This window comes from Ruegeria sp. Alg231-54 (assembly GCF_900143525.1).
In the GTDB taxonomy this organism is placed as follows: domain Bacteria; phylum Pseudomonadota; class Alphaproteobacteria; order Rhodobacterales; family Rhodobacteraceae; genus Ruegeria.
Window position 1 is genome coordinate 46,819 of sequence record NZ_FREZ01000015.1, and the last position, 21,848, is coordinate 68,666.

The following is a 21,848-nucleotide window of genomic DNA, read 5'->3' on the forward strand; positions in this document are numbered from 1 at the left end:
GCGTTATTCGTCCGCTTCATCCATCAGCCCGCGCAACCAACGCCCTGCCAACCACGCGGCGGGTACGCCCAGGGGAATTGACCACAGGATCGCGGCTACAGGCGTAATCACGCCAAACCCGGCGCTGTTGGCGATCAGCCCCGCTAGAAACAGGTTGATGGCCACGGTCAAAGCCGTGGCCGGATACAAAAGGATGGCCAGTTTCCAGACCGGCCAATTGCCCTCAGTGGCTGGTGCCTTCCGAGAAGGTGATTTTGTTCCAGACATTGTATTTCCCTGAAGGTTTGCGCATCGGCAGGCGGCGGACCTCTTCCAATGTTTGCGCGTCATAGACAATAACCGCGCCATCATCTTCCCAGATGGACACGAGTGCGTGGCTGCCATCTTTGGTGAATTCCACATGAGCCACGGTTTGACCGGGGGCCGGGCGCAGAGTCTTAACGATTTCAAGACTCTGCTTGTCGATCACATGCATAGCGTCCTTGTTGGGTCCAAAGAACACATCGGCCCAGACGTAAGGAGAATTCTCATGGCTGCGCATGAAAAACCCCGGCCCTTCGGTTTTGATCTGCTTAACAGTTTTCCAGGTCTCCATATCGATCACGGAAACGGTGCCATCGGTCAGGTGCGGCGTTGCCATCACGGTCGTATCGCCATACCTCCACGTGATCCCCGAGCCCAGGTGCGGCATCCCCGGCAGATCCAGATCGGCGACCTTCTGACCGATGACCAGATCAATCACCTGACCGCCCTCGCCGCCGCGGGATGCGCCCATGACGTATTCATAGCTCTGGTCGAAAAAGAAATCATCCAGATAGTCCGGCGTGGTGATCTTGCGCACCGGGAAAGGGTCAGGGTTTTTGAATTGTCCTTCGATGCGGAAATCATGACCGATACCAAATTGAGGAGGATTTGACCCGTAGAAGACCTCCCAGATCTCGGGCACATCCTTGAGGGCCAGAACAAAGCTCTCGCGTGGGGGGGCCTGATAGACCGCCGAGACACGGCTGGGGACGCCCTTCTTGCTCTTAACTTCGACGACTTTGGCAACCGACAGGTCCTCGGTCGATAGCAGGGTCAGGCTGTTGGGCAGGTAATTGGCCACGGCCACCCATTTGCCATCGCCCGACATGGCAATGTTTCGGCTGTTCAGGCCCGCGCGCACGCGGCCAACCTGTTTCAGCGCCCAAATGTCGTACTTCTGCACCCAGCCATCGCGGGACATGATGAAGACATAGCGGCCATCGGGGCTGAATTTTGGGCCGCCATGGACGGCAAAGGGGGTTTCGAACCGATCCAAAACCTCGAAAGTGTCACCGTCCAGCACGCTGACATGATGATCCCCGGTCTCAACAGCCAGAGTGATGTTCATCGGGTCGCTGTCCCAGATGGGTGCTTCAACTGCGACGTAATTCTCGTCCAGAATTCGGCTGGCCATTATGTCGGCCTCACCCCACTCGGGATCGCTTTCCAGCGGTGATTTCAACCAACCCGCCAGTTCTTCAATCTGCAAAGCGTCGAGCTCATGCGAGAAGGCAGGCATTTGGGTTGCGGTCCGCCCTTCGGCGATAACTGCGGCAACGCGAGGACCGCGCATCCGCTTCAGCGTTTCAGGGATAAGCGCCGGCCCCACGCCGCCTAAGCGGTTTTCGCCGTGGCAGGACGCACAAAATTCAACGTAATCAGAAGGAGCGTCGGCCCACGCGGTTCCGATCAACAACAGCGAGCAGAGAGCGCCGAGTTTGAGCGTCTTAGAAGAACTGATGCGCCGGATCATGGCGTTTCCCCCGGAACGGCGTGACCTGCAGGCGTTCGCCCGCGTCATCCACGCCGATTTCTTGGTTTGACAGATAGCATGCCGGATCTTCCGCCCACGGGTCGCCGGTCACCTGCAAAGCCCGGATACGGGTGTTGCCACCACAGACATCCTTGAGCTGACAGGCGCCGCAGCGCCCTTTCAAGGGGCGGGGACGTGTTCGCAGCATGGCCAGCATTTGATCATCGCCGGTCCAAAGTTCCGAGAACGACCGGGTCTTCACATTGCCGACCGTGTAGTCCGACCAATATGTGTCAGGATGGACCCGGCCTAGATTGTCGATATTGGCCACGCCTTGGCCGCTGGAGTTGCCACCCCATGCCGCCAGATGCTCGCGTACATGAGCTGTTTTTTCAGCATCGAAACGTGCGCGGACCCAGTTCAGGAAATGCCCCGCGTCAGCGTCATTATTACCGGTCACGATATCCAGAGGACGACCACTCGAGGCAGCCTCCCACGCGCGGTCCAGCAGCAGGTCCAGCCCGTTCCGTGTGCGCAGATGTTCAGCATCTTCGCCCCGGTTCTTGTCTCCACGACCGGCATAGACCAGATGGGACAGGTAGAACTTGTCGACACCTTCGTCATCGCACAATTGCAGCAGGTCGGGCAGGTGGTGTTGCGTGCCCTCGGTCAGGCAAAACCGAAGACCCACTTTGATGCCGCGCTTCTTACATTCGCGAACACCGCGCAGGGCGTCGGCAAAGGCACCCTCGACACCGCGAAACCAATCGTTCGTGGCTCCAATCCCGTCCAACGAGATACCCACATAGTTGAATCCCACATCGGCAATCATATCGGCTGTTTCGTCATAGATCCGCGTGCCGTTGGTCGACAGTGCCAGCATCGGCACCAGATCGCGGGCCCGTTTGGCGATGTCAAAGAAATCGAACCGGTCCAGTGGTTCTCCACCCGAGAGGATCAGGGCCGGGACGCGAAATTGGCCCAGATCCTCAAGGGTTACCATGGCTTGCTCATGGCTGAGCTCACCGGGGAAGGCCACATCCGCCGAAACGGTATAGCAATGGCGGCATTTCAAATTACAGCGCCGCGTCAGGTTCCAGATAACCACCGGTTTCACCGGGCCGGAGCGGCGTTTGCGCACCAAGGTTGGATTGACCAGTTGGTGCATGTATTCGGTCAGGCGGAACATGTCTCAGCCTTTCGCTTTCAGGCGCAGCCCGGTCTTTTTCAGGATGCGCGTGGAATAAAGGATATCTTTGACCCGGCAGGCATCGCCCAGAATGGCAGCAATTTCGGCGCGCTTTGCTTCGACCTCGTCACGATCAGCGCCGTGTACCATGGCGAACAGATTGTATGGCCAATCGGGCAGGGCGCGGGGACGTTCATAGCAATGGGTGACAAAGGGCAACGCGCCGATCCGGACGCCTAATTTGGTGATCCGGTCGTCATCCACATCCCAGACGGTCATCCCGTTCGATGTCATGCCCAATTTGTAGTGGTTCGGCGCGGCAGCGATGCGACGGATCACACCGCGCGACTTCAACTCGGCCAAGCGGTACAAAAGGGCATCTTCATCCATGCCAAGTATCTCGGCCATCTGCGCATAAGGCGCGGGCACAAGGGGCAGGCCGCCTTGCAGCGCCTCGATAATCTCTCGATCTCTTGCGTCGATCATGCCGCCACCCGAAAGCCGATGAAAAATTCCTGTAATTTGGGGAAACGAAGAACGCAGATCCCCGTTTCCCGTTCGATTGCATCAGCAGTGCCCACGATCCCCTCGGGAGTTTCAGTGGCCAGCACGAACCACATGTTCAGCCGGTGCGTACGTTCATAATTGTGGGCAACCTCAGCATGCGCATTGACTTTGGTCAGGACGGTTTCGAATTCTTCAGTTGGCACCGCCATTGCACACAGGCAAAAAGCGCCCCCCATGGCGGCGGCGTCGAAGAACGGACCAAAGCGCGTGATCACTCGGCCGTCTTTCATACGGGTCAGGCGGTTAAGCACTTCGCTTTCAGGAATGCCCAACTCCTCTGCCACGGCTGCATAAGGGTGCGATACCAAGGGTAGATCGTCCTGCATCAGGTTCAGGATCGCGCGGTCGGTTCCATCCAATTTCATGCGGCGGCCTCTTTCGGTTGGATCAGCGCGCCGGTCTGTTTGAAACAACGCGTCGAGAACAAAACCTTGTGCTGCGCGCCAAACAGGTCCGGCAGCGCGCGCGCACTGGCCAGAATCTCCAGCGCTTCGCTGCGGGTGCGGGCGTGGATCATTGAGTAAAGGCGATAAGGCCAGACCCCTTCGACCGGACACCGTTCATAGCACAAGGTCACACCGGGGTGGGCTGCAAGGGCAGGACCGGCGGCGTCGATCTGTTCGGATGGCAAGTCCCAGACAACCATTGCGTTGGCTGACCATCCGAGCGCACGGTGGCGCACGATCACGCCCAGGCGCGAGATGATACCGGCTCTGTGCAGTACCTCGATCCGATCCATCACACCCGCAGCGTCGCGACCTATTGACTGGGCTAGTACGGCATAGGGTTCAGCGACCAGCGGCAAACCGGAACTAAGGGCTTGAAGCAACGCGCGATCGCCGTCTTTCAAGACCGATCGATCTATCTTGCGCGGGCTTGGAACGTTTCGGGTCTTGCCGGACATGCGAAACCCCAGATCCACGTTGAACGGACGAACCAACCGAAGGTCGAGAACCTGCAGCCCTGTGCGCTGGGCGATCCGAGCCAGCGTGTCATTTACATGCGCCCGGTCTGGACCGGTTGCCACGAACCAGAGGTTCCATTTGTCCTCGCGCTGGTAGTTATGGTTCACACCCGGTTCGGCGTCGATCATAGCGGCCACTTCTTCCAGGCGTTCACCCGGTGCAGCGACGGTGGCCAGAGTGCTGGCAGAAACCGCGCCAGGGGCAATGGTCGCGCCGACTCTCGTAATCCGGCCGGTCGCCCGCATTCGGGCTAGGCGATCCAACACTTCAATCTCGTCCAGCCCCAACGTGAAAGCCAAAACCTGGAAAGGGCGGTCCGTTACCGGAAAATTGCGTTGAAATTCATCCAGTAGGCGGCGATCGATCGGGTCGGTGATATGTTCCATCGCCTACAGTCCCGTTTTGTGCGCGCGGGCGGTGAAGAAGATGCCAGATGGGCTGTCCGCTTCTATCTCACGCAGCTTTTCGAAGTTGTGCGTGTCGTAAACCATGACTTTGTTGGCATCTCGCACGCTGATCCAGACCTCATGCCCACGCGGGGTGAACTCCATATGCAGCACGGCAGGCCCGGGTTTGAACTCGTGGATGATCTCTTTGCTGACACTGTCGATCACCTGGATCGTGTCGTTCAGCGGGTGGGCAAAGTTCACCCAGACCTCTCGCCCGTCCGGTCGCGACATGGCAAAGACAGGCTGGCCATGGGTTTGGGTGCGCCCGGTTTCCGTCAGGGTATCGGCGTCGATCCAGAGCACCTCGTGATGGCCGACGGCGGGCAGCACAAACTCGCGCCCGGTTAGTGCCCAGCCTTCCAGATGGGGCATCTTGTAGACGGGCATCTCTTCCTGACCACGACCATAGCCGGGTAACACGCGGATCGGTTCGGGGTTGTCGGCCCAGAGGTCCAGCGCTGTCAGCCCGTCTTCGCCGAATAGCCCGGTGATGTAGGTCCGACCATTGGCGGTGATAAGCGCGTCGTAGGGGTTCTTGCCCATGTCGAAGATCTTGGTGATTTGCGGCTTGCCCGCCGAGAAATCGGCAATCCAAGTCTCGCCCGTGTCCCACATCGTGAACACAAACCGACGGCCCGGCGCATCGACCAGACCGATGGTTTTGCTATCGGTGGGGATGTTGACAACCATTTCAAGCGTATCGGCATCAAAGACTCGCACACCGCCGGGTTCATAATTCGATACGGCTACCAATTGGCCGTCATCCGAAATCGCGCCGCCAATAGCATTGCCCGCCTGCACGACTCTGTTCACGATCTGGCGTGTGACGATATCGACCTTGGTCAGGCCCCCATCACGGCCAAAAACATAGGCAAAGCGTTCATCAGGGGAATAGACCAGCGAGGCATGGGACAGGTCGCCCAGCCCTTCGATCCGCGCCAGCGCGACACGGTCTGATTGATCAATCAGCAAGACCGAGCCCTTGGCCCGTTCGATCACCAGGCCTAAGTCGCCGGTGGCGGTGGGTTCGGCTTGCGCCGTTGTCATCATCAGGATGGCCGCGAGACCAAGGAAAAAGTGTTTCATTGTTCCTCCTGTTCCAGCAGGTAATGGGCGATCCATTCGGCCTCTTCTTCGCTGATCAGGGGCCGCCACGGGGGCATTGCAGTGCCGGGGATACCGTCAAGGATGACGTAGGTCAGAACACTTGCATCGTAATGCTCCAACGATTTGGGCCGCAGATCCGGCCCAAGACCGCCTTTCAGAGACAACCCGTGGCAAGAGCCGCAATCCTGATGCACAAGCCGTTTCAGCGCGTTGCCATCAAGCACATCGGCGGCAAGGGCCGACGTTGCGATGAGGACGACCGTTGTGAGTAAAGCGCGTGAGGCCCATGCCGGAAGCCCGCCATTCGATTGGACAACACTAACCATGGGCCTGCTCCAGCAGGTTCGTCACGGGTTGATCCGCATAAAGGGTAACCACTTGCCCGACGATAAACAGCGTCGGGGCCTTCAGATCCGCCTCGCGCACATCCGCCGCCAATTTGTCCAGTCTTGAAACAAGCCGACGCTCGTCTGGGGTTGTCGCTTTGCCTACGGCCAAAACAGGCGTCGAGCCAGGCAGGTTTTCCGTCATCAGGCCCATGGCGATCTGACCGATATTTGCGACTCCCATGTAGATGACTAGCGTCGCGTCAGGATCGGCCAGCCGTTTCCAATCCAGGTCCAGCACTTTGTCGGCTTGCCTGTGACCGGTGACATATTGAACTGATGTTGCCAGGCCGCGATGGGTCAGCGGCACCCCAGTGGAACTGGATGCCCCCTGTGCCGCTGTGATGCCTGGCGCGTATTCAATGGCGATACCGTGGGCCATCAGATACGCGGCCTCTTCAGAGCCGCGGCCAAAGATCATCGGGTCGCCACCTTTCAAACGCGCTACGGTGTGACCAGCGCGGGCCTCTTTTACCAGAATGTCATTGATCCGATCTTGCGGCACCGTATGGCACTTGGGCTCTTTGCCGACCGGGATCAGCCGCGCGCCGGGGGCATGCAGGTCCAGAATGTCGGCCGAAACCAGCCGGTCATAAACAACCACATCGGCCTCTTGCAGCATGCGCAGTGCGCGCAGGGTCATGAGTTCGGGGTCGCCGGGACCGGCACCAATCAGAAAAACCTTACCGCTCATGTGCAAACTCGCTTGGTCTGAATGTCTTCGAAACCCGGGTCCATTCGGCGAATTGAGGACGTCGCTGGGCCAACCGGGCGTGTCATGCTGGTAGGTTTGCGCATTAACTGCGCTGTTTCCTTGACTAAAGTTAAGGAGCGCGGGATTTGCGCCCGCGCTCCTTTCTTTCTGCCTGTATTTTTGCCTCGGCTCAGGGTTCGACTGTGATCATTCCGATCATGTTCTGTGTTTCCCAATGCGGGCCGCACAGGTATTCCTGCGGACCCGGGGTAAGGAAGGTAATCTCGACCGTTTCTTCAGGGAACAACCGGTCGCTTTCCGGCTTGCCGCCATCCTTCATCAAGACCGAGTGGCTGGTCCGCTTGTCGACATTGACCCAGCGGACAGTGGTGCCGGCCTTCACGGTCAGTTCGGATGGGCAGAAGTTGTACTTGTACATCAGCACCACCTCGGCATCCTCGACCGCCGAGGTTGGCTGGCCAAAAAGCGTGAGATAACGGTCTTCGGCTTCGGCGCACAGCTCGGCAGTGTCCTCGGCCCATACTGGCGCGGACAGAAAAAGCAGGGCAGGAAGAAGGTGTTGGGGTTTCATCGTCCAAGTCTCCTTTCCAAAATGGGGTGGGGCCGGAGTGCCCGGCCCCGATCTGTTATTGTTTGACCACGTTGATGAAGGCGGCGTCGTCGTCCAATGCCAGGCTGGTGTCCAGCGTGACATGGTGGAACCGGGCGGCGGCGAAATCGTCATGGATCGCAAAACCAACCGTATAGGTCTGGCCGGGCTCGAGCGGGACGTCACCCGGCGCGCCCGAGTTCAGCGGCCGGGTAAAGACCACGGTCCACATGCCACCGGACAGGTTCGCCGAGGCGGCGATTTCACCGTCATTGACCACGCGCTGTTCCAGCAGATAGCCGTTTGTCGCGCTGCCATCGGCGTAGACGCGCATCAGGTCTAGATAGGTGCCATCGGCCAGGTACTGCTCGATCTGTGCTACGGCCTCCAGCTTGTCCCAACCGCCTAGTGCTTTGCCACGGCGGCCTTTGATTTCGACATCCGTGCGGCTTTCGCTGATGTATTTGGTCACGGTGTCCTGCGCGGACATGCGACCTGCGACGTCGCCATTGGCGGCAATCGCATCCGCGCCAGGGTCAAAGGGCATATAGCTGTTGTCGGCGTGGCACGAAGCCCAGCAGCCTACCTGATCACCCAACTCGATTCCGGTGCCGGTGATCATCATGGCGACCTTTATCTGGTTGTCGGGATCCATTTTGCCGCCATCCACGAAGGGAGCAGGGTTGTGGCCTGCATCCGGCCATTGCAGGCGGACATACAGGTTTTCGTCATCATATGCTGCCTGAACGGTTGCGTCGATTACGCCGCGTTTGCCGGGGATCGGTGTCGGTTCCAATTCGCCGCCTGCAACAATCTTGTTGCCGATCGTGTCCAGCTCTTTGGCGTGGCAGGTTGTACACTGGTCTCCACCTTTGGTCAGAGGACGGGCACCACCGTGGAATTTACCGTTCTGGACCCATTCAAACGAAGCCTGACCGGGGTAGAACAGTTTCAAATCGGCGGTGGCAACGGCGTTCCAGTCGATATCCGTGCCGACATCATCACCACCCCCGCTTGCGGGCGCTGCGGCTTCCTCACCGTTGGATTTGGCGCGTTCTTCGGCCACGGCCGCATCCACCGCGGCTGCGATCTGAGCCTGCACGGCTTCATGCCGCGCCTGATTGGCGGCTTTCTCGGTTTCGGATTCTGCAGCTTCCTTGGCTTCGATCCGTTCAAGGCTCGCCATATATTCCGGCGGGATCTGGCGGATAAAGTCCGGGTTCGGCGCTTCAAGCTCTTCCAGATACTCTTCGTCGGCCCGATCGCGGGCGTCCGAGTGCGCAATCCCCTTGTGACAGTCGATACAGGTTTGGCCCACAGTCATCGCGTTAAGGTGCTGTTGACGTGCGCGGGGTTTCTGGAATTCAGGCATCATCGATTCAAAGTCGTGGCAGTTGCGGCATTCACGCGAGTCGGTGGCTTTCATCCGCTCCCATTCGTTCATGGCCAGATGTACGCGTTTGGCTTCGAACTTTTCGCGGGTGTTGATGGTGCCAACCACCTTGCCGTACAGCTCTTTGGACGCCTTGATCTTGCGGATCATCTTGTGGGTCCAGTCCTTCGGCACGTGGCAGTCAGAACAGACCGCACCGACACCGGACCGGTTCACGTCATGGATCGTGCCGGTGTATTCTTCGTAGACAAAATCGCGCATCTCGTGACAAGAGATACAGAAATCTTTGGTGTTGGTGGCTTCCATGGCGGTGTTGAATCCGCCCCAGAAGATGATGCCGCCGACAAAGGCTGCGGCAATACCGGCCACGGGCATTCCCCACAGGAAATACCGGCGCCAGATCGGTTTTTTCTTATCCGGTTCGGAAGTCATGTCCGGGCTCCGTTTTGGCTGTCTTGTCTGGCCTTGGATGGCAGGCCGGTGAGTTTGGCTGAGTGAACAAACGAGGAAAGGGCGGGCGAGGGGCCCGCCCTTTCCGAAGTTGGTAGAGAACCCGTCAGGTGACGTGGTTCGACCGGTTGTAGACGTTGAATTTTCCGGTCGGTGCAAACAGCCCCTTCACGCGGCCGATCTCTTCCAGCGTCTTGGCGTCGTAGATCACGATCTCACCGTTCGCTTCTTTCGAGGTCGAGCGGTTCCACTTGGAAACCCAAACCTCGGAACCGTCCTGGTTGAACTCGAAGTGGACGGCGACGTTGCCTTCCTCTTCTGTGATCTGGATCGTTTTCACGATCTCACCGGTTGCCTTGTCGATGACCTGCACCGATTGCTGAACCTCAGGCTCGGGGTGCTTGGTCTGGTCGGCCCAGATATAGTCCGATTCCGGGTGTGTCCGAATGAACAGACCGGGTCCGTCGGTTTCCACCTCGTAGCAGACTTTCCAGGCGTCATCCGGACGACCTTCGGGGTCGTTGCCCCACACGGTGACAGTGCCTTCGCCCAAGTGGGTCGTACCGGCAACCGGGCCACAATTCGGGTCTTCCCAGTTGGCGCCCGGGCCGGGGTGCGGCAGCGGCGCCGTGTCGATCATGGCTTCCAACTTGTGGGTTTCGGTATCGACCACAACCATCTTGTTCGACGCGTTCGCGGCGATCTGGAAGTAACGGCCGGTTGGATCAAAGAACCCGTCATGCAGGAACTTGGCGCTGTCGATCTTGTCGATCCGCAGGTTGTCCAGGTCTGAGTAATCCACTTGCCAGAGCTGGCCGAGTTCTTTCACAGCTACGATCCAGGTTGGCTCGTTCGGAGTGGTGTAGATCGCGGCAACACGCGCCTCTTCCACATAGTCCCCGTCCACGTTGTAGCCTCGGGTCGAGACAACCTTCTTCGGTTCCATCGTTTCGGCATCGACGATTGCGAAGTGCGGCGGCCAATAGGCCCCACCGATCACGTATTTACCATCACCAGAAACGGCCACGTCGCGGGCGTCATAGCCAATGGTGACCTCGGCCACGAGCATATTCTCAGGGTTCTGCCACAGGTCGATCTTGGTCATCTTGCCGTCGCGGCCCATGGTGTACCAGAAGCGGCCAGGGTTTTCCGGCTCTTCCAATTTATGGTGCTCGGACGCTTTCAGAACGTGCACGGCATAGCCTGTCGGAATATGCGCCAGCACTTCCTTGGTGTCGCCGTCGATCACAGCCACCTTGCCTACGTCACGTTCGATAACCACAAAGAAGTTTTCCCAGTTTCGGCCATGCAGCGGCTCGCTTGGGTAATCTTCGGGTTCGACATAGACCTTACGGGTCGCCATCATTTGCTCAAGCGACATTTCCGGCGGCTTGGGTGGCTCCATCTGGATATAGGTCGCCATATTGCTGATCTCGTCCTCGGACATCACGTCCGAGAAGTTGTTCATCCCGCCTTCGGTGCCCCATGCGATAATTTTTTCGAGCCGTTCCTGTCCTAGTTTGAGCGTGCCGGATTCGGTCACGGTGCCGTCGGCGTTTTTCGTTTCCACCAATGGTTCAAGGCTTTTGCCCGTCGCCCCTTTGCGCAACACGCCGTGACAGCCAGCGCAGCGTTCAAAGTACAATTGTTTTGACGATTCAAAGGCGTCCTTATCAAGGGTTGGCTCTTCGGCGAGTGTCGGAGCAGCGACGCTGCCCAGCAGCATCGCCAAACCGACCCCAAAGGCACGGCCAGTTTTTTTGTAGCTGATTCCAAGTGACATGATCACTCTCCATTTGCTGGTGAGGCAGGGCCAAGGTTGGCGCATCGCAGCCTTCGGCTCCTTGACGAAAGTCAACGGATGGGGCGTAAACCGGGGTAGAGATGCAAAAATTTGCCCCAAAAAACCTCAGAAAATCTGTGTTTTAGGGGCATGTTTTCCGCCGGTTTTGATTTTGGTTAAGTGCCGTGAACAAGCAGGCTGCTAGGGCTTGGAAAAACGACCTAGGAGAGCAGCCATGCCCGCAGTCATCACCCGTATTTTTGGTGAGGGGTTCCGCGTGTTTTTTCTGTCCGCCGGGCTGTATGGCCTTTTTGTCGGACTAGTCTGGGGATTGTGGCTGACGGTGCCTTACATGGCGCCGGATTACGGCATGACGCCGCCTATGTGGCATGCGCATGAGATGATCTTTGGCTATGCCACTGCAGCGCTGGGCGGGTTCTTTCTGACGGCGGTGCCAAACTGGACCGGTGCACCTGACGCGCGCGCGCGGTTCATCGCCCTTGCGGCAGGGGTATGGCTGGCAGGCCGGATGGCAATGTGGTTTTCCGGTATGCTGCCGCCGGTTATGGTTGCCGTGATCGACCTTGCGTTTGTTCCGATCCTTGCAGCCAAGATAGCGACGCAATTGATCCGTCGGCCGAAACCGCAGAACATGATTTTCCTACTGTTGCTCAGCCTGATCTGGATCGCGGACTTGCTGACTCATTTTGAGTGGATCGGAATGACGGATGACACGTTGCAATCCGGGCTGCGGATGGGTTTGCTGGCGCTCTGCGCGATGATAGCCATTCTGGGCGGGCGGATCACGCCGGCTTTTACCCGCAACGCCATGAAACGCGCCGGGGTGTCTGAGGCTGACTGGCCCGTTTCCGTCGGTGCGCTGAACAAGGCCGGAATGGGATTGTCGCTTATCCTGCCGCTAAGCGTTCTGGCATCAGGCGATTGGGAAATTGCCGGGGCTGTTGCCCTAACGTTGGGCGTTGTGCAAATCCTGCGCATGGCTCGGTGGCGGACAATTTGGGCTGCGCGTGAACCGATCCTGCTGGCGCTGCATCTGGGGTTGGGCATGCTGGCACTGGGTCTGATCCTGTGGGGCTTGGCGGTGCTGGGTCTTGGCAATGAGGTTGCCGCCCTGCATGTCCTGGGTATCGGTTGCGTAGGTGGCATGACACTGGCGGTCATGAGTCGCGCCGCGCTCGGACATAGCGGTCGCGCGCTGGTCGCACCCGGACCGATGGTTGTGGCCTATGGATTGATGGCGGCGGCGGCGCTGTCGCGTTGGATCGGGGCCGAGATGGACACGGGCTATTTGGTCGCAATGCTGTTGTCTGACGGTCTGTGGGTCACGGCTTTTGCGCTGTATCTGGTTGCGATGTGGCCCGCATTGACAAGACCGCGCGCGAAGCAAGACTAGGTACCTTATCGTTTCAAACGATCGAAATCATTCGATCAATGAGCGGCTGTTTTTGATGTGGCGTTGCACCATGTGTCGGACCTGTTTGCCTTTGCTCGGGATCGGACGCGCGGATGGCGGCACAAAATCCTCGGTGGCCAGGGCAGGAAACATCTCCAGCATTTCTGCCCGGGCTGCAAGTGGCACGGTTCTGAGCGCTTCGGCTCCGGCGAACAGGCTTTCTGATGGGGCGCCTTCGGCAAAGACGATCTCATGCTGTTCGAACAGCATGTGAAAATACTCGACCGACTCTGCGTTTTCCTCGACCGTTATGCCGGGAACGCCAACCAGCGCATGAGCAGCCACCAGAATTTCGCTGGTGTTGAACATTCGGATCGCGATGGCCGAGCGCACCAGCATCCGATGCTGTGGCGATACCAATAAGTCGCGCTGCGGCAGTCCGCTGCCCAATGTTCCAGCCGCGATGCGGATCGGGCGAAGTTTGGGCTTTTCCGACAGCTCCTGGCCGGTCAATGCGCGTGCGCCGATCCAGCGAATACGCTGCGGACCCCTGTCCATCGTCACCACCTCATCCCCGACCGCGAGCGCCTCGATAGGGCGCATGCCATCTGGCGTCTCGATCAGCGTACCCTTTGTGAAACACGGCACAACCGTATCAACCGGAATGTCCGGGCCATTGTCGGTCAATTCGATAATAGTGAGCGTCGTGTTCAGAGGAGGGACGCTGCCGCCAATAAAGCCAAGGAAGTAACCCTGCTCAGCGGAGTTGGTATTCATAGACCCGTTGTTGTTGATGTCCCAATCCATGACGCCGATTTCATAAGTATTGCCATCTTCATCAAGGACCCGGATGGTGTAATCCCAGTCAAACGCGCGGTCCAGATAGGTCTGGGTTGGGTCGTTTGGAACTTCGTTGACCACGTTGTCGCCGTCGATAATAGTGCCATCGGCACCGTCGGAAATCGTAATCTGGCTGTATTGCGAGATCTGGAATGTGGTGTTGACCTGATAAAGCTGTGCCTGACTGGTCGACATCGTCGAGTTCGCGCGGAATGCGCCGTAGATACTGATTGCCATCGTTACCTTAACCTTTGTGTGCTTTGGCTTTGCGATGTCATGCACAAAGCGACGCTACTAAGTACTCGCGAAAACACTTGCTGAGTCCGATGTTGTTTTTCAAGGCGCTAAAAGGGGAATTTTAGGGTTTTGGGGCTTGTTGCAGATGCACTAGTTTCCCTCAGGCCACACTTAGGCCGACTATTTCCGCCGGATATTGGTGCTTCATCAGCGATTTTTGCCGGTCTTGACTTTCGTTAAGGCGATGCACTGGCCCGCCACGCATGCTGATCTTCACAAGCTAATCTGCGCAAAGGAGAGCGCGATGCGAGAAGTCATGACCAAGAGCATGGCCCGCAATATTTTCTATGGCGGGTCACTGTTCTTTATTCTTATCTTTCTGGCTTTGTCGGCCCATTCCCACTGGTACATCGTGAATTCCGAGAATGCTGCGAATCTTGATGACAGCGTGGTGCGGGGCAAACACGTCTGGGAAAAACACGCCTGTATCAATTGTCACACGATCCTGGGTGAAGGGGCTTACTTTGCCCCTGAGGTCGGCAACGTGATGACCCGTTGGGACGTTCTGGATGACCCGGAATCGGCCTTTGATGCCCTCAAGGGCTGGATGGAGGCACAGCCCACGGGCATCGAGGGCCGTCGGCAGATGCCTAATTTCAACCTCAGCGACGAAGAAATCCGTGATCTGACCAACTTCCTGATCTGGACGGACAATATCGACGCTCAGGACTGGCCGCCGAACGAGGCTGGCTGAGGAAGGGAACAGAGTAATGAAATACGAATCCCAAAAAATTGCTTATGCCTACTTTGCCGTAGCGATGGGCCTGTTCGCGATCCAGGTAATCGGCGGTCTGATCGCCGGCTGGATTTACGTATCGCCTAATTTCCTGAGCGAGCTTCTGCCGTTCAATATTGTGCGGATGCTGCACACAAACGCGCTGATCGTCTGGTTGATCCTAGGCTTCTTTGGTGCAGCCTATTTTCTGATCCCGGAAGAGGCCGAGCGTGAGATCCATTCGCCCATGCTGGCCTATCTGCAGCTGATCATCCTTGTGGTTGGTACATTGGGCGTGGTGCTGACCTATACGTTCAACCTGTTTGAAGGCAACTGGCTGCTGGGCAAAGAAGGGCGCGAGTTCCTTGAGCAACCCAAATGGGTCAAGGCCGGCATAGTCGTGGCCGCACTGATCTTCCTGTACAACGTGTCGATGACCGTTCTGAAGGGCAAGAAGACCGCGATCACCAACATCTTGTTGCTGGGTCTTTGGGGTCTAGCGCTGCTGTTCCTCTTTGCCTTCTACAACCCGGGCAACCTGTCCTTGGACAAGCAATACTGGTGGTATGTTGTCCACCTGTGGGTCGAAGGCGTGTGGGAGCTGATCATGGCCTCAATCCTGGCCTACCTGATGCTGAAGCTGACCGGTGTCGATCGTGAGGTGGTCGAGAAATGGCTTTATGTCATCGTCGCCGCCGCGCTGTTCTCAGGCATCCTGGGCACCGGCCACCACTATTATTGGATCGGGACACCGGCCTACTGGCAGTGGATCGGGTCGATCTTCTCAAGCCTCGAAGTGATCCCGTTCTTCGCGATGATGACCTTTGCCTTCGTCATGGTCTGGAAAGGCCGTCGTGACCATCCTAACAAAGCCGCGTTGCTGTGGTCGCTGGGCTGTGCCACGCTGGCCTTCTTTGGCGCTGGCGTCTGGGGCTTCCTGCACACGCTGCACGGGGTGAACTACTATACCCACGGTACGCAGATCACGGCCGCACATGGTCACTTGGCCTTCTACGGTGCCTATGTCTGCCTCAACCTGGCGATCTTCAGCTATGCGATGCCGATCCTCAAGAACCGCGATCCGTACAATCAGGTGATGAACATGGGGTCGTTCTGGCTGATGACCAGCGGTATGGTTTTCATGACCTTCGTGCTGACCTTCGGCGGAACCGTGCAGACGCACATGCAGCGCGTGGTCGGAGACTACTTCATGGACGTGCAAGACCAGATCGCGATCTTCTACTGGATGCGCTTTGGCTCTGGCGTCGTGGTGGTCCTTGGTGCGCTGTTGTTCATCTACTCGGTTTGGGTGCCTCGCAAAGAGATCATCGAGCCGGGCGCAGCTGAAACCCCTGCGGAGTGATGCAAATGGATGGCTCCATTCAAATGGGAACGGGGGCGGCTGACGCCCCCTTCTACCTGCCCCAAAGCGATGAATGCGATGTGTTCACCGCCGCCTATGCCAACAACTTGCCGGTCCTGCTGAAAGGTCCGACAGGCTGCGGAAAAACCCGCTTTGTGGCTCATATGGCCGCGCGCCTTGGCCGTCCACTTTACACAGTGGCTTGCCACGACGACCTGGCCGCGGCCGACCTGATCGGGCGATACCTACTGAAAGGTGGCGAAACCGTCTGGGTCGATGGCCCGCTAACCCGCGCGGTGCGCGAAGGCGCAATCTGTTACCTCGATGAAGTCGTCGAGGCCCGCAAGGACGTGACTGTCGTGCTGCACCCGTTGACCGACGACCGGCGCATCCTACCGATCGACCGCACAGGTGAAGAGCTTGAGGCTGCGCCCGGCTTCATGCTGGTGGCGTCTTACAACCCCGGTTATCAGAATATCCTGAAAACCCTGAAACCTTCGACCCGGCAGCGGTTTATCTCGCTGGAGTTCGACTTTCCGTCGCCCCAGATGGAGGCCGAAGTTGTCGCCCAGGAAAGCGGTCTGCCGCTGGAGCGCTGCAAACCACTGGTGCGCCTTGCAGGCAAGCTGCGGGGCCTCAAGGGTCAGGATCTGGAGGAAGGCGTTTCCACCCGTCTGGTCGTCTATGCCGCGACGCTGATCGCACAGGGCATGTCCACCGACCGCGCCATCCTTGCCGCAATGATCGAACCTCTGACGGATGACGAGGATATCAAACGCGGGCTCCTCGATCTTGTCACGGCTGTCTTTGGGTGAGGCCGGCCGATGGTCAAGATCGACTTTGAGCCATGGGAACCCGAAGAAACGATCGGGAAACTGTGGCACACCCTCGCCAGCCGCCTTGATGCACCTGAGGTGCACGTAGGAGCCGCGGTCGACCTCTCTGAGGTCGCGGGGCGGCTGGCAGTCCTTTTCCGAGGGCTGGGAGGTAGTCCGGGCGTTGAATTGCGTCCGGTCTCACCCGAGGTTTCCCGTCATCGTTTGAGCTGGCGTCGCCGGCTGGCTACCGAGACTGAATTGATGCCGCGCGCCTCGTTTGATGGCGAGGTTCTGCGCCTGCCAGATCGTCTGGCGGTGTTTCCCGTGCGCGCGGCCAACGGCGCACTGTACGTCTGGCTGGCGGCCGCGGCCGCCCATGCCGGAACCCGAATTGATGACGATGATCCGTTACGCGCCGACTTGACTGCGCTGATCGCCGCTCGACACATGGTCGAGGCGACACTGGAGGACGCCCCCGGCTTGCGCCCACTTTACGCCGAGCTTTGCAGAGGGGTGCTGCATCAACGCGACATACCCAGCCTTCCACCCGTCGAGGCGGCGGTCGAAGAGCTGATCCGATATAACCTGGGCGAACTTCATCCGTTGTCGGAAAAAGCCGAACAGTTTCTGAAGCTGGACGATGACGTGGTCGCCCCGCGCGGCTATCAGCCGATGCGCCCGATACCCTTGTGGCCCGAACTGCGCGCTGTCGGCTTTTCCGAACACAATGAGGTCGAAAACCCAGACACTGAAGGCCCGCCCGAAGAATCTGGCGAGAAAACCCATCGCGCCCGCCGCCGCAAATCGGATCAGGCATCTCGCAGTGACAGTTTCATCCTGCACAAGTTCGAAGCCATCCTCAGCTGGGCTGAGTTTCTTAACATCAATCGCCGTATCGATGACGATGATCCCGACAACGCCAAAAAGGCTGCCGACGACCAAGAAGAGATTGGCCTTGGACAAATCGCAAAAGCCCCGCCCACCAAGCTGAAACTGCATCTGGACCTCGCCCCTGAGGATGTGAACCGAGAGCGTTTGTCGGGCCGTATCCTCTATCCCGAATGGGATGTGCGTACGGGTCGGTATCTGCCCGATCACGTCAATGTTCTGCTCTCGGATGCAGATATCCGCGAAGACGCTGCGGAGTTTGGCAAGGACCCAGCCACCGCCCGCCGTATCCGCGCGGTCAAGCGCCAGTTCGAGGCGTTGCGCCCCGGTCGTGTCATGACGCGCGGCCATCTGGATGGCGACCAACTGGATATCGAGGCCGCCGTGCGGGCACAGGTTGATCGCTGCGCAAATGGTGAAGGGACCGAGCGTATCTGGATGCAATCCCGTCCCGAGGCGCGCGACCTTGCCGTCTCGATCCTGCTGGATGTCAGCCGCTCCACTGAAAGCGCCGTCACAGGACGGGCCGTAATCGACATCGCGCGCGAGGCACTGGCCGCGCTGGCTTGGGGCCTGAACGCCTGTGGTGACGATTTCGCCATCCACGCCTTCAGTTCGCTAAAACGCCAGCGCGTCTACGTCCAGCGCTGCAAACGCTTTGATGAGCCGATGGGTACGACCGTCGAACAGCGCATCGCATCGCTGCGGCCGGGCCATTACACGCGGCTTGGGGCCGCGATCCGCCATTGCTCGGCCGATCTAGCAGGTCAAACCCGAAAGCGCCGATTGCTGTTGGTCATCACCGATGGCAAGCCTAACGATCTGGACCATTACGAGGGGCGCCATGGTATCGAAGATACCTGCATGTCCGTCCGCGAGGCGCGCCGCGCCGGGCATTCGGTGTTCGGTGTGACCATCGACAAAACCGGCAAAAGTTGGTTCCCGCGAATGTTCGGACAAGGTGGGTTTGCGGTCATCCCCGACCCGCACCGCCTGACCATGGCGCTGCCGCAGATCTACCGCCAATTGGTTGGCGCATGAGCGATACCTCCCTGATCGACGAGCTTCCAGGTGAGTTGTTGATGTGGGTGCTCATCATCTCGGAGCTGTTGGTATTCGGGGCAGGCTTGATCGCCTTCATGGCCGTTCGCCTGACCGACCCGGCGGGCTTTGCCGAGGCGCAGTCGCATCTGTATCGCACGGGTGCGGCCTTCAATACAGCAGTGCTGGTCACGTCAGGTTACCTCGCCGCGCAGGCGCTGCACTGGCGCAAGGCGGCACGACGTGGTGCCGCGCGTCTTGCCTTGATCGGTGCTGCCCTGCTGGGAGTAGTGTTCCTGATCATCAAAGGTGTCGAGTACACGGGAAAAGCGGCGCAGGGGATCACGTTTGAGACCCACCCGTTTTTCATGTTCTACTACCTGCTGACCGGGTTTCACGCAGCACATGTGTTGGCAGGGGTGGGTTTCCTGCTGCTCGTTGCTTGGAGCGACGATGCACGTAATATCGAGGCTGGCGCTCAGTTCTGGCACATGGTCGACCTGGTATGGATCATGCTGTTTCCAGTGATTTACCTTCTGGGATAGGCACCGTGTCACAGGCTTCATCTTTTTTCAAAAACTCCCGCCGGAGGCTCCTGAACTCACTCCCGCGTGCTTGGCTTACGTTGCTCGCGCTAAGCCTTGTTTCCGCATTGTTGACTATGCTGCCGGTACTACCGGAGCTTCTGGGCGCCGGTATCCTGATCCTCGCACTGATCAAAGCTCGCATTGTCCTCGCACGGTATTTGGACCTTGCGAAAAGTCAGGTCTGGCTGCGCGGGTTCACAGCGGTGCTGACGGGCTTTGTGCTCGTCATCTTTTCCCTCTACCTCATGTGACCAAGGAAAAAGCCGCCTTCAAGAGCGGCAAGTTCTCAGGTGCGATTGGGCACCATGGCTATTGAGCGGCCATCGGCATCCGCGCGATCTGGCAGCGGTGCCACAGGGCCGACAGGGCGCCGACCAGATGGTCGATATCCTCGTCCGTATGCACAGGCGAAGGGGTGATCCGCAAACGCTCGGTCCCTTTGGGCACAGTTGGGTAGTTGATCGGCTGGATATAGATACCGAACTCTTCCAACAGCGTATCCGAGATGAATTTGCATTTCATCGGATCGCCTACCATCACGGGGATGATATGGCTGGGGTTAGGAAGGTGAGGAATCCCTTCGGCATCCAGTCGGGCACGTACCTGCCCCACGCGTACTTTTTGAAGATCACGTTCGGCATTCGACTGTTTCAGATGCCGGATCGAGGCCGCAGCACCAGCTGCAATCGCGGGGGGCAGGGCCGTCGTAAAGATGAACCCGCTGGCAAAGCTGCGCACAAAGTCGCAAAGCGCAGCCGAGGCAGCGATATAACCGCCGACCACGCCGAATGCCTTGCCCAGCGTACCCTCGATCACGGTCAGCCGGTCCATCAGCCCCTCACGCTCGGCAATGCCGCCGCCACGCGGACCATACAGACCAACGGCGTGAACCTCATCCAGATAGGTCATCGCGCCGTATTTGTCGGCCAAATCGCAGATACCCTTGATCGGAGCGATGTCGCCGTCCATCGAATAGACAGATTCAAACGCGATCATCTTGGGCGCGTTGGGGGCGGCCGCGGCCAGTTTCGCCTTGAGGTCTTCAAGGTCGTTGTGCTTCCAGATGACCTTTTGCGCGCGCGAATGGTGGATGCCTTCGATCATCGACGCGTGATTCAACGCATCAGAGAAAACGATCAGGCCGGGGATTTTGGCCGCCAGAGTTCCCAGCGCGGCCCAGTTCGAGACATAGCCCGAAGTGAACAGCAGCGCGGCCTCTTTCCCGTGCAGATCGGCCAGTTCATTTTCCAGCAGCACGTGGTCATGTGTTGTGCCCGAGATGTTGCGCGTGCCACCCGCACCTGCACCGCAGCGATCCAGTGCGTCATGCATCGCACCAATCACCTCCGAATGCTGCCCCATGCCCAAATAGTCGTTGGAACACCAGATCCGCACATCTCGCTGCACCGCTCCATCAGTCTGGCGCGCGTTCGGGAAGGCCCCGCAGTTCCGTTGCAGATCTATGAAAACGCGATAGTTTCCTTCATCCCGCAAATCATTAAGGCTTTGGGTGAAAAATCGCTGGTAGTCCATCTCACACACTCCCGGGGATACTGGCTTTGACCTGAGGTTAGGCATGGTGGCGGTGCGATGACATGACAATTGTCAAGTTGTGGCGCAGGAAAAAGCTGGTGCAGAGGATTCAGGTTTGGCATAGCCATAAGGCAACGAATGTACCGGCTGAGAGATTGGCCAGGGAAAAAGGGGGCACTTCTTGGCCCATGAAACACAAAAGGCAATCGCCAGACAGTCGTTACTGCTGAAAAGCCTGCCAGAGCACCATATCGACAAACTGCTCAGCCATGCGATCTGGCGGCGCTACGACCGGGGTGAGACGATCTTTCTGCAGGAGGAAGAGGCCAAAGCCGTACACGTGGTTCTGGCGGGTTGGGTCAAGCTGTTTCGCATGGCGCCCACTGGGGCCGAGGCCGTCGTCAGTGTCTTTACCCGTGGCGAAAGCTTTGGTGAGGCGGTCGCGCTGCGCAATGTGCCTTACCCAGTCTCTGCCGAGGCTGTTTCGGCCTGCGAAATCATGCATATTCCCAGCCCGCTTCTTTTGTCCCTAATGCGCGAAGACCCTGAGATTGGCGTGTCGATCCTGGCTTCGACCTTTACCCATTTGCATTCACTGGTCGCGCAGCTGGAGCAGCTCAAGGCCCAAACCGGCGCGCAAAGAGTGGCCGAGTTTTTGCTGAACCTGTCCGACAAGGTGTCCGGCGGCTGCGAGGTTGAGCTGCCTTATGATAAAATGCTGATTGCCGGGCGCCTGGGCATGAAACCCGAAAGTCTGAGCAGAGCGTTTTCGCGACTCAAGCCGGTGGGTGTGAAGATCAATCGCAATCACGCCGAAATCGCGGATATCCAAGGCCTGCGTGACTATGCCGAACGCGACTCGTCCGAGAAGTAGCGCACATTCCGCTTCGATAGGGTTATTAGCGCAGACATTTTGGCATATTTGCTAGCGTTTTTTCGCATATTTGTGTACAATGATGCCAGTTCTGCCGCGTATTTCGGC

22 protein-coding genes are annotated in these 21,848 nt (G+C 58.4%); 8 read left to right on the top strand and 14 right to left on the bottom strand.

The genetic code is table 11. The features are described 5' to 3' along the window. Positions 1–3 precede the first annotated feature (3 nt). The 12 genes from DHN12_RS20555 to DHN12_RS20610 all read right to left on the bottom strand — a co-directional run bounded on the left by DHN12_RS20555 (position 4) and on the right by DHN12_RS20610 (position 11,370). Complete coding sequence (locus DHN12_RS20555) at positions 4–267, bottom strand: hypothetical protein (protein ID WP_058274926.1); 264 nt, start codon at positions 265–267, stop codon at positions 4–6. After that, the gene (locus DHN12_RS20560; RefSeq protein ID WP_108861858.1) at positions 224–1,777 is read right to left on the bottom strand and encodes a nitrite reductase; all 1,554 of its coding nucleotides are present in this window, start codon (positions 1,775–1,777) and stop codon (positions 224–226) included. The genes DHN12_RS20555 and DHN12_RS20560 overlap by 44 nt, the downstream gene beginning before the upstream one ends. Then, a complete protein-coding gene (nirJ, locus tag DHN12_RS20565; RefSeq protein WP_108861859.1) occupies positions 1,752–2,966 on the bottom strand; it encodes a heme d1 biosynthesis radical SAM protein NirJ in 1,215 nt (404 codons plus the stop codon). The genes DHN12_RS20560 and nirJ overlap by 26 nt, the downstream gene beginning before the upstream one ends. A gap of 3 nt (positions 2,967–2,969) precedes the next feature. Beyond that, positions 2,970–3,452 carry an Lrp/AsnC family transcriptional regulator gene (locus tag DHN12_RS20570; RefSeq protein ID WP_108861860.1) on the bottom strand — a complete coding sequence of 161 codons (483 nt, stop codon included), beginning with the start codon at positions 3,450–3,452 and terminating at the stop codon, positions 2,970–2,972. Beyond that, on the bottom strand, positions 3,449–3,898 hold the full coding sequence (locus DHN12_RS20575) for an Lrp/AsnC family transcriptional regulator (protein WP_108861861.1): 450 nt from the start codon (positions 3,896–3,898) through the stop codon (positions 3,449–3,451). Before DHN12_RS20575 ends, DHN12_RS20570 begins: the two co-directional genes overlap by 4 nt. Beyond that, positions 3,895–4,884 (bottom strand): AsnC family transcriptional regulator, encoded by a 990-nt coding sequence (locus DHN12_RS20580; protein WP_108861862.1) that lies wholly within the window; start codon positions 4,882–4,884, stop codon positions 3,895–3,897. The genes DHN12_RS20575 and DHN12_RS20580 overlap by 4 nt, the downstream gene beginning before the upstream one ends. A 3-nt stretch (positions 4,885–4,887) precedes the next feature. Beyond that, positions 4,888–6,033: a cytochrome D1 domain-containing protein gene (locus DHN12_RS20585; protein ID WP_108861863.1), complete on the bottom strand. Its 1,146-nt coding sequence runs from the start codon at positions 6,031–6,033 to the stop codon at positions 4,888–4,890. Next, positions 6,030–6,380, bottom strand: coding sequence for a cytochrome c (locus DHN12_RS20590; RefSeq protein ID WP_108861864.1), 351 nt, complete (start codon positions 6,378–6,380; stop codon positions 6,030–6,032). Before DHN12_RS20590 ends, DHN12_RS20585 begins: the two co-directional genes overlap by 4 nt. Beyond that, positions 6,373–7,134 (bottom strand): uroporphyrinogen-III C-methyltransferase, encoded by a 762-nt coding sequence (cobA, locus tag DHN12_RS20595; RefSeq protein WP_108861865.1) that lies wholly within the window; start codon positions 7,132–7,134, stop codon positions 6,373–6,375. Before cobA ends, DHN12_RS20590 begins: the two co-directional genes overlap by 8 nt. 190 nt (positions 7,135–7,324) lie before the next feature. Next, a complete protein-coding gene (locus DHN12_RS20600; protein ID WP_108861866.1) occupies positions 7,325–7,726 on the bottom strand; it encodes a plastocyanin/azurin family copper-binding protein in 402 nt (133 codons plus the stop codon). 55 nt (positions 7,727–7,781) lie between these two features. Beyond that, a complete protein-coding gene (locus DHN12_RS25130) occupies positions 7,782–9,569 on the bottom strand; it encodes a NapC/NirT family cytochrome c (RefSeq protein WP_108861867.1) in 1,788 nt (595 codons plus the stop codon). A gap of 124 nt (positions 9,570–9,693) precedes the next feature. After that, positions 9,694–11,370, bottom strand: coding sequence for a cytochrome D1 domain-containing protein (locus DHN12_RS20610; protein ID WP_058277288.1), 1,677 nt, complete (start codon positions 11,368–11,370; stop codon positions 9,694–9,696). Positions 11,371–11,605: 235 nt separating this feature from the next. Here DHN12_RS20610 and DHN12_RS20615 point away from each other — a divergent pair, with 235 nt between their 5' ends. Then, a complete protein-coding gene (locus DHN12_RS20615) occupies positions 11,606–12,784 on the top strand; it encodes an NnrS family protein (RefSeq protein ID WP_108861868.1) in 1,179 nt (392 codons plus the stop codon). 27 nt (positions 12,785–12,811) lie between these two features. Here the strand turns inward: DHN12_RS20615 and DHN12_RS20620 are convergent, their stop codons facing one another. Further along, positions 12,812–13,861 (bottom strand): Hint domain-containing protein, encoded by a 1,050-nt coding sequence (locus tag DHN12_RS20620; RefSeq protein ID WP_108861869.1) that lies wholly within the window; start codon positions 13,859–13,861, stop codon positions 12,812–12,814. A gap of 304 nt (positions 13,862–14,165) precedes the next feature. Here DHN12_RS20620 and DHN12_RS20625 point away from each other — a divergent pair, with 304 nt between their 5' ends. The 6 genes from DHN12_RS20625 (at position 14,166) to DHN12_RS24910 (ending at position 19,584) form a co-directional block, all read left to right on the top strand. Continuing rightward, a complete protein-coding gene (locus DHN12_RS20625) occupies positions 14,166–14,615 on the top strand; it encodes a cytochrome c (RefSeq protein ID WP_108861895.1) in 450 nt (149 codons plus the stop codon). 16 nt (positions 14,616–14,631) lie between these two features. Next, complete coding sequence (locus DHN12_RS20630) at positions 14,632–15,999, top strand: cbb3-type cytochrome c oxidase subunit I (RefSeq protein WP_108861870.1); 1,368 nt, start codon at positions 14,632–14,634, stop codon at positions 15,997–15,999. A gap of 5 nt (positions 16,000–16,004) precedes the next feature. Then, the gene (locus DHN12_RS20635) at positions 16,005–16,814 is read left to right on the top strand and encodes a CbbQ/NirQ/NorQ/GpvN family protein (protein WP_108861896.1); all 810 of its coding nucleotides are present in this window, start codon (positions 16,005–16,007) and stop codon (positions 16,812–16,814) included. Positions 16,815–16,823: 9 nt separating this feature from the next. Further along, the gene (locus tag DHN12_RS20640) at positions 16,824–18,746 is read left to right on the top strand and encodes a nitric oxide reductase activation protein NorD (RefSeq protein ID WP_108861871.1); all 1,923 of its coding nucleotides are present in this window, start codon (positions 16,824–16,826) and stop codon (positions 18,744–18,746) included. After that, positions 18,743–19,291, top strand: coding sequence for a cytochrome c oxidase subunit 3 (locus DHN12_RS20645; RefSeq protein ID WP_108861872.1), 549 nt, complete (start codon positions 18,743–18,745; stop codon positions 19,289–19,291). Before DHN12_RS20640 ends, DHN12_RS20645 begins: the two co-directional genes overlap by 4 nt. Before the next feature lie 116 nt (positions 19,292–19,407). Next, entirely contained in the window at positions 19,408–19,584 is a 177-nt protein-coding gene (locus DHN12_RS24910; RefSeq protein ID WP_108861873.1) for a nitric oxide reductase F protein, read from the top strand. Positions 19,585–19,642: 58 nt separating this feature from the next. Here DHN12_RS24910 and hemA read toward each other — a convergent pair whose 3' ends face one another. Next, on the bottom strand, positions 19,643–20,866 hold the full coding sequence (hemA, locus tag DHN12_RS20655; RefSeq protein ID WP_108861874.1) for a 5-aminolevulinate synthase: 1,224 nt from the start codon (positions 20,864–20,866) through the stop codon (positions 19,643–19,645). Positions 20,867–21,047: 181 nt separating this feature from the next. On the opposite strand from hemA, the gene DHN12_RS20660 reads away from it, so the two are divergent. Then, entirely contained in the window at positions 21,048–21,740 is a 693-nt protein-coding gene (locus DHN12_RS20660) for a Crp/Fnr family transcriptional regulator (RefSeq protein ID WP_108861875.1), read from the top strand. Positions 21,741–21,848 lie beyond the last annotated feature (108 nt).

Excerpts from the sequence above, each read along its gene's own strand:
- DHN12_RS20555 (WP_058274926.1), bottom strand. The coding sequence starts at position 267 with ATGTCTGGAACAAAATCACCTTCTCGGAAGGCACCAGCCACTGAGGGC.
- DHN12_RS20560 (WP_108861858.1), bottom strand. The coding sequence starts at position 1,777 with ATGATCCGGCGCATCAGTTCTTCTAAGACGCTCAAACTCGGCGCTCTC.
- nirJ (WP_108861859.1), bottom strand. The coding sequence starts at position 2,966 with ATGTTCCGCCTGACCGAATACATGCACCAACTGGTCAATCCAACCTTG.
- DHN12_RS20570 (WP_108861860.1), bottom strand. The coding sequence starts at position 3,452 with ATGATCGACGCAAGAGATCGAGAGATTATCGAGGCGCTGCAAGGCGGC.
- DHN12_RS20575 (WP_108861861.1), bottom strand. The coding sequence starts at position 3,898 with ATGAAATTGGATGGAACCGACCGCGCGATCCTGAACCTGATGCAGGAC.
- DHN12_RS20580 (WP_108861862.1), bottom strand. The coding sequence starts at position 4,884 with ATGGAACATATCACCGACCCGATCGATCGCCGCCTACTGGATGAATTT.
- DHN12_RS20585 (WP_108861863.1), bottom strand. The coding sequence starts at position 6,033 with ATGAAACACTTTTTCCTTGGTCTCGCGGCCATCCTGATGATGACAACG.
- DHN12_RS20590 (WP_108861864.1), bottom strand. The coding sequence starts at position 6,380 with ATGGTTAGTGTTGTCCAATCGAATGGCGGGCTTCCGGCATGGGCCTCA.
- cobA (WP_108861865.1), bottom strand. The coding sequence starts at position 7,134 with ATGAGCGGTAAGGTTTTTCTGATTGGTGCCGGTCCCGGCGACCCCGAA.
- DHN12_RS20600 (WP_108861866.1), bottom strand. The coding sequence starts at position 7,726 with ATGAAACCCCAACACCTTCTTCCTGCCCTGCTTTTTCTGTCCGCGCCA.
- DHN12_RS25130 (WP_108861867.1), bottom strand. The coding sequence starts at position 9,569 with ATGACTTCCGAACCGGATAAGAAAAAACCGATCTGGCGCCGGTATTTC.
- DHN12_RS20610 (WP_058277288.1), bottom strand. The coding sequence starts at position 11,370 with ATGTCACTTGGAATCAGCTACAAAAAAACTGGCCGTGCCTTTGGGGTC.
- DHN12_RS20615 (WP_108861868.1), top strand. The coding sequence starts at position 11,606 with ATGCCCGCAGTCATCACCCGTATTTTTGGTGAGGGGTTCCGCGTGTTT.
- DHN12_RS20620 (WP_108861869.1), bottom strand. The coding sequence starts at position 13,861 with ATGGCAATCAGTATCTACGGCGCATTCCGCGCGAACTCGACGATGTCG.
- DHN12_RS20625 (WP_108861895.1), top strand. The coding sequence starts at position 14,166 with ATGCGAGAAGTCATGACCAAGAGCATGGCCCGCAATATTTTCTATGGC.
- DHN12_RS20630 (WP_108861870.1), top strand. The coding sequence starts at position 14,632 with ATGAAATACGAATCCCAAAAAATTGCTTATGCCTACTTTGCCGTAGCG.
- DHN12_RS20635 (WP_108861896.1), top strand. The coding sequence starts at position 16,005 with ATGGATGGCTCCATTCAAATGGGAACGGGGGCGGCTGACGCCCCCTTC.
- DHN12_RS20640 (WP_108861871.1), top strand. The coding sequence starts at position 16,824 with ATGGTCAAGATCGACTTTGAGCCATGGGAACCCGAAGAAACGATCGGG.
- DHN12_RS20645 (WP_108861872.1), top strand. The coding sequence starts at position 18,743 with ATGAGCGATACCTCCCTGATCGACGAGCTTCCAGGTGAGTTGTTGATG.
- DHN12_RS24910 (WP_108861873.1), top strand. The coding sequence starts at position 19,408 with ATGCTGCCGGTACTACCGGAGCTTCTGGGCGCCGGTATCCTGATCCTC.
- hemA (WP_108861874.1), bottom strand. The coding sequence starts at position 20,866 with ATGGACTACCAGCGATTTTTCACCCAAAGCCTTAATGATTTGCGGGAT.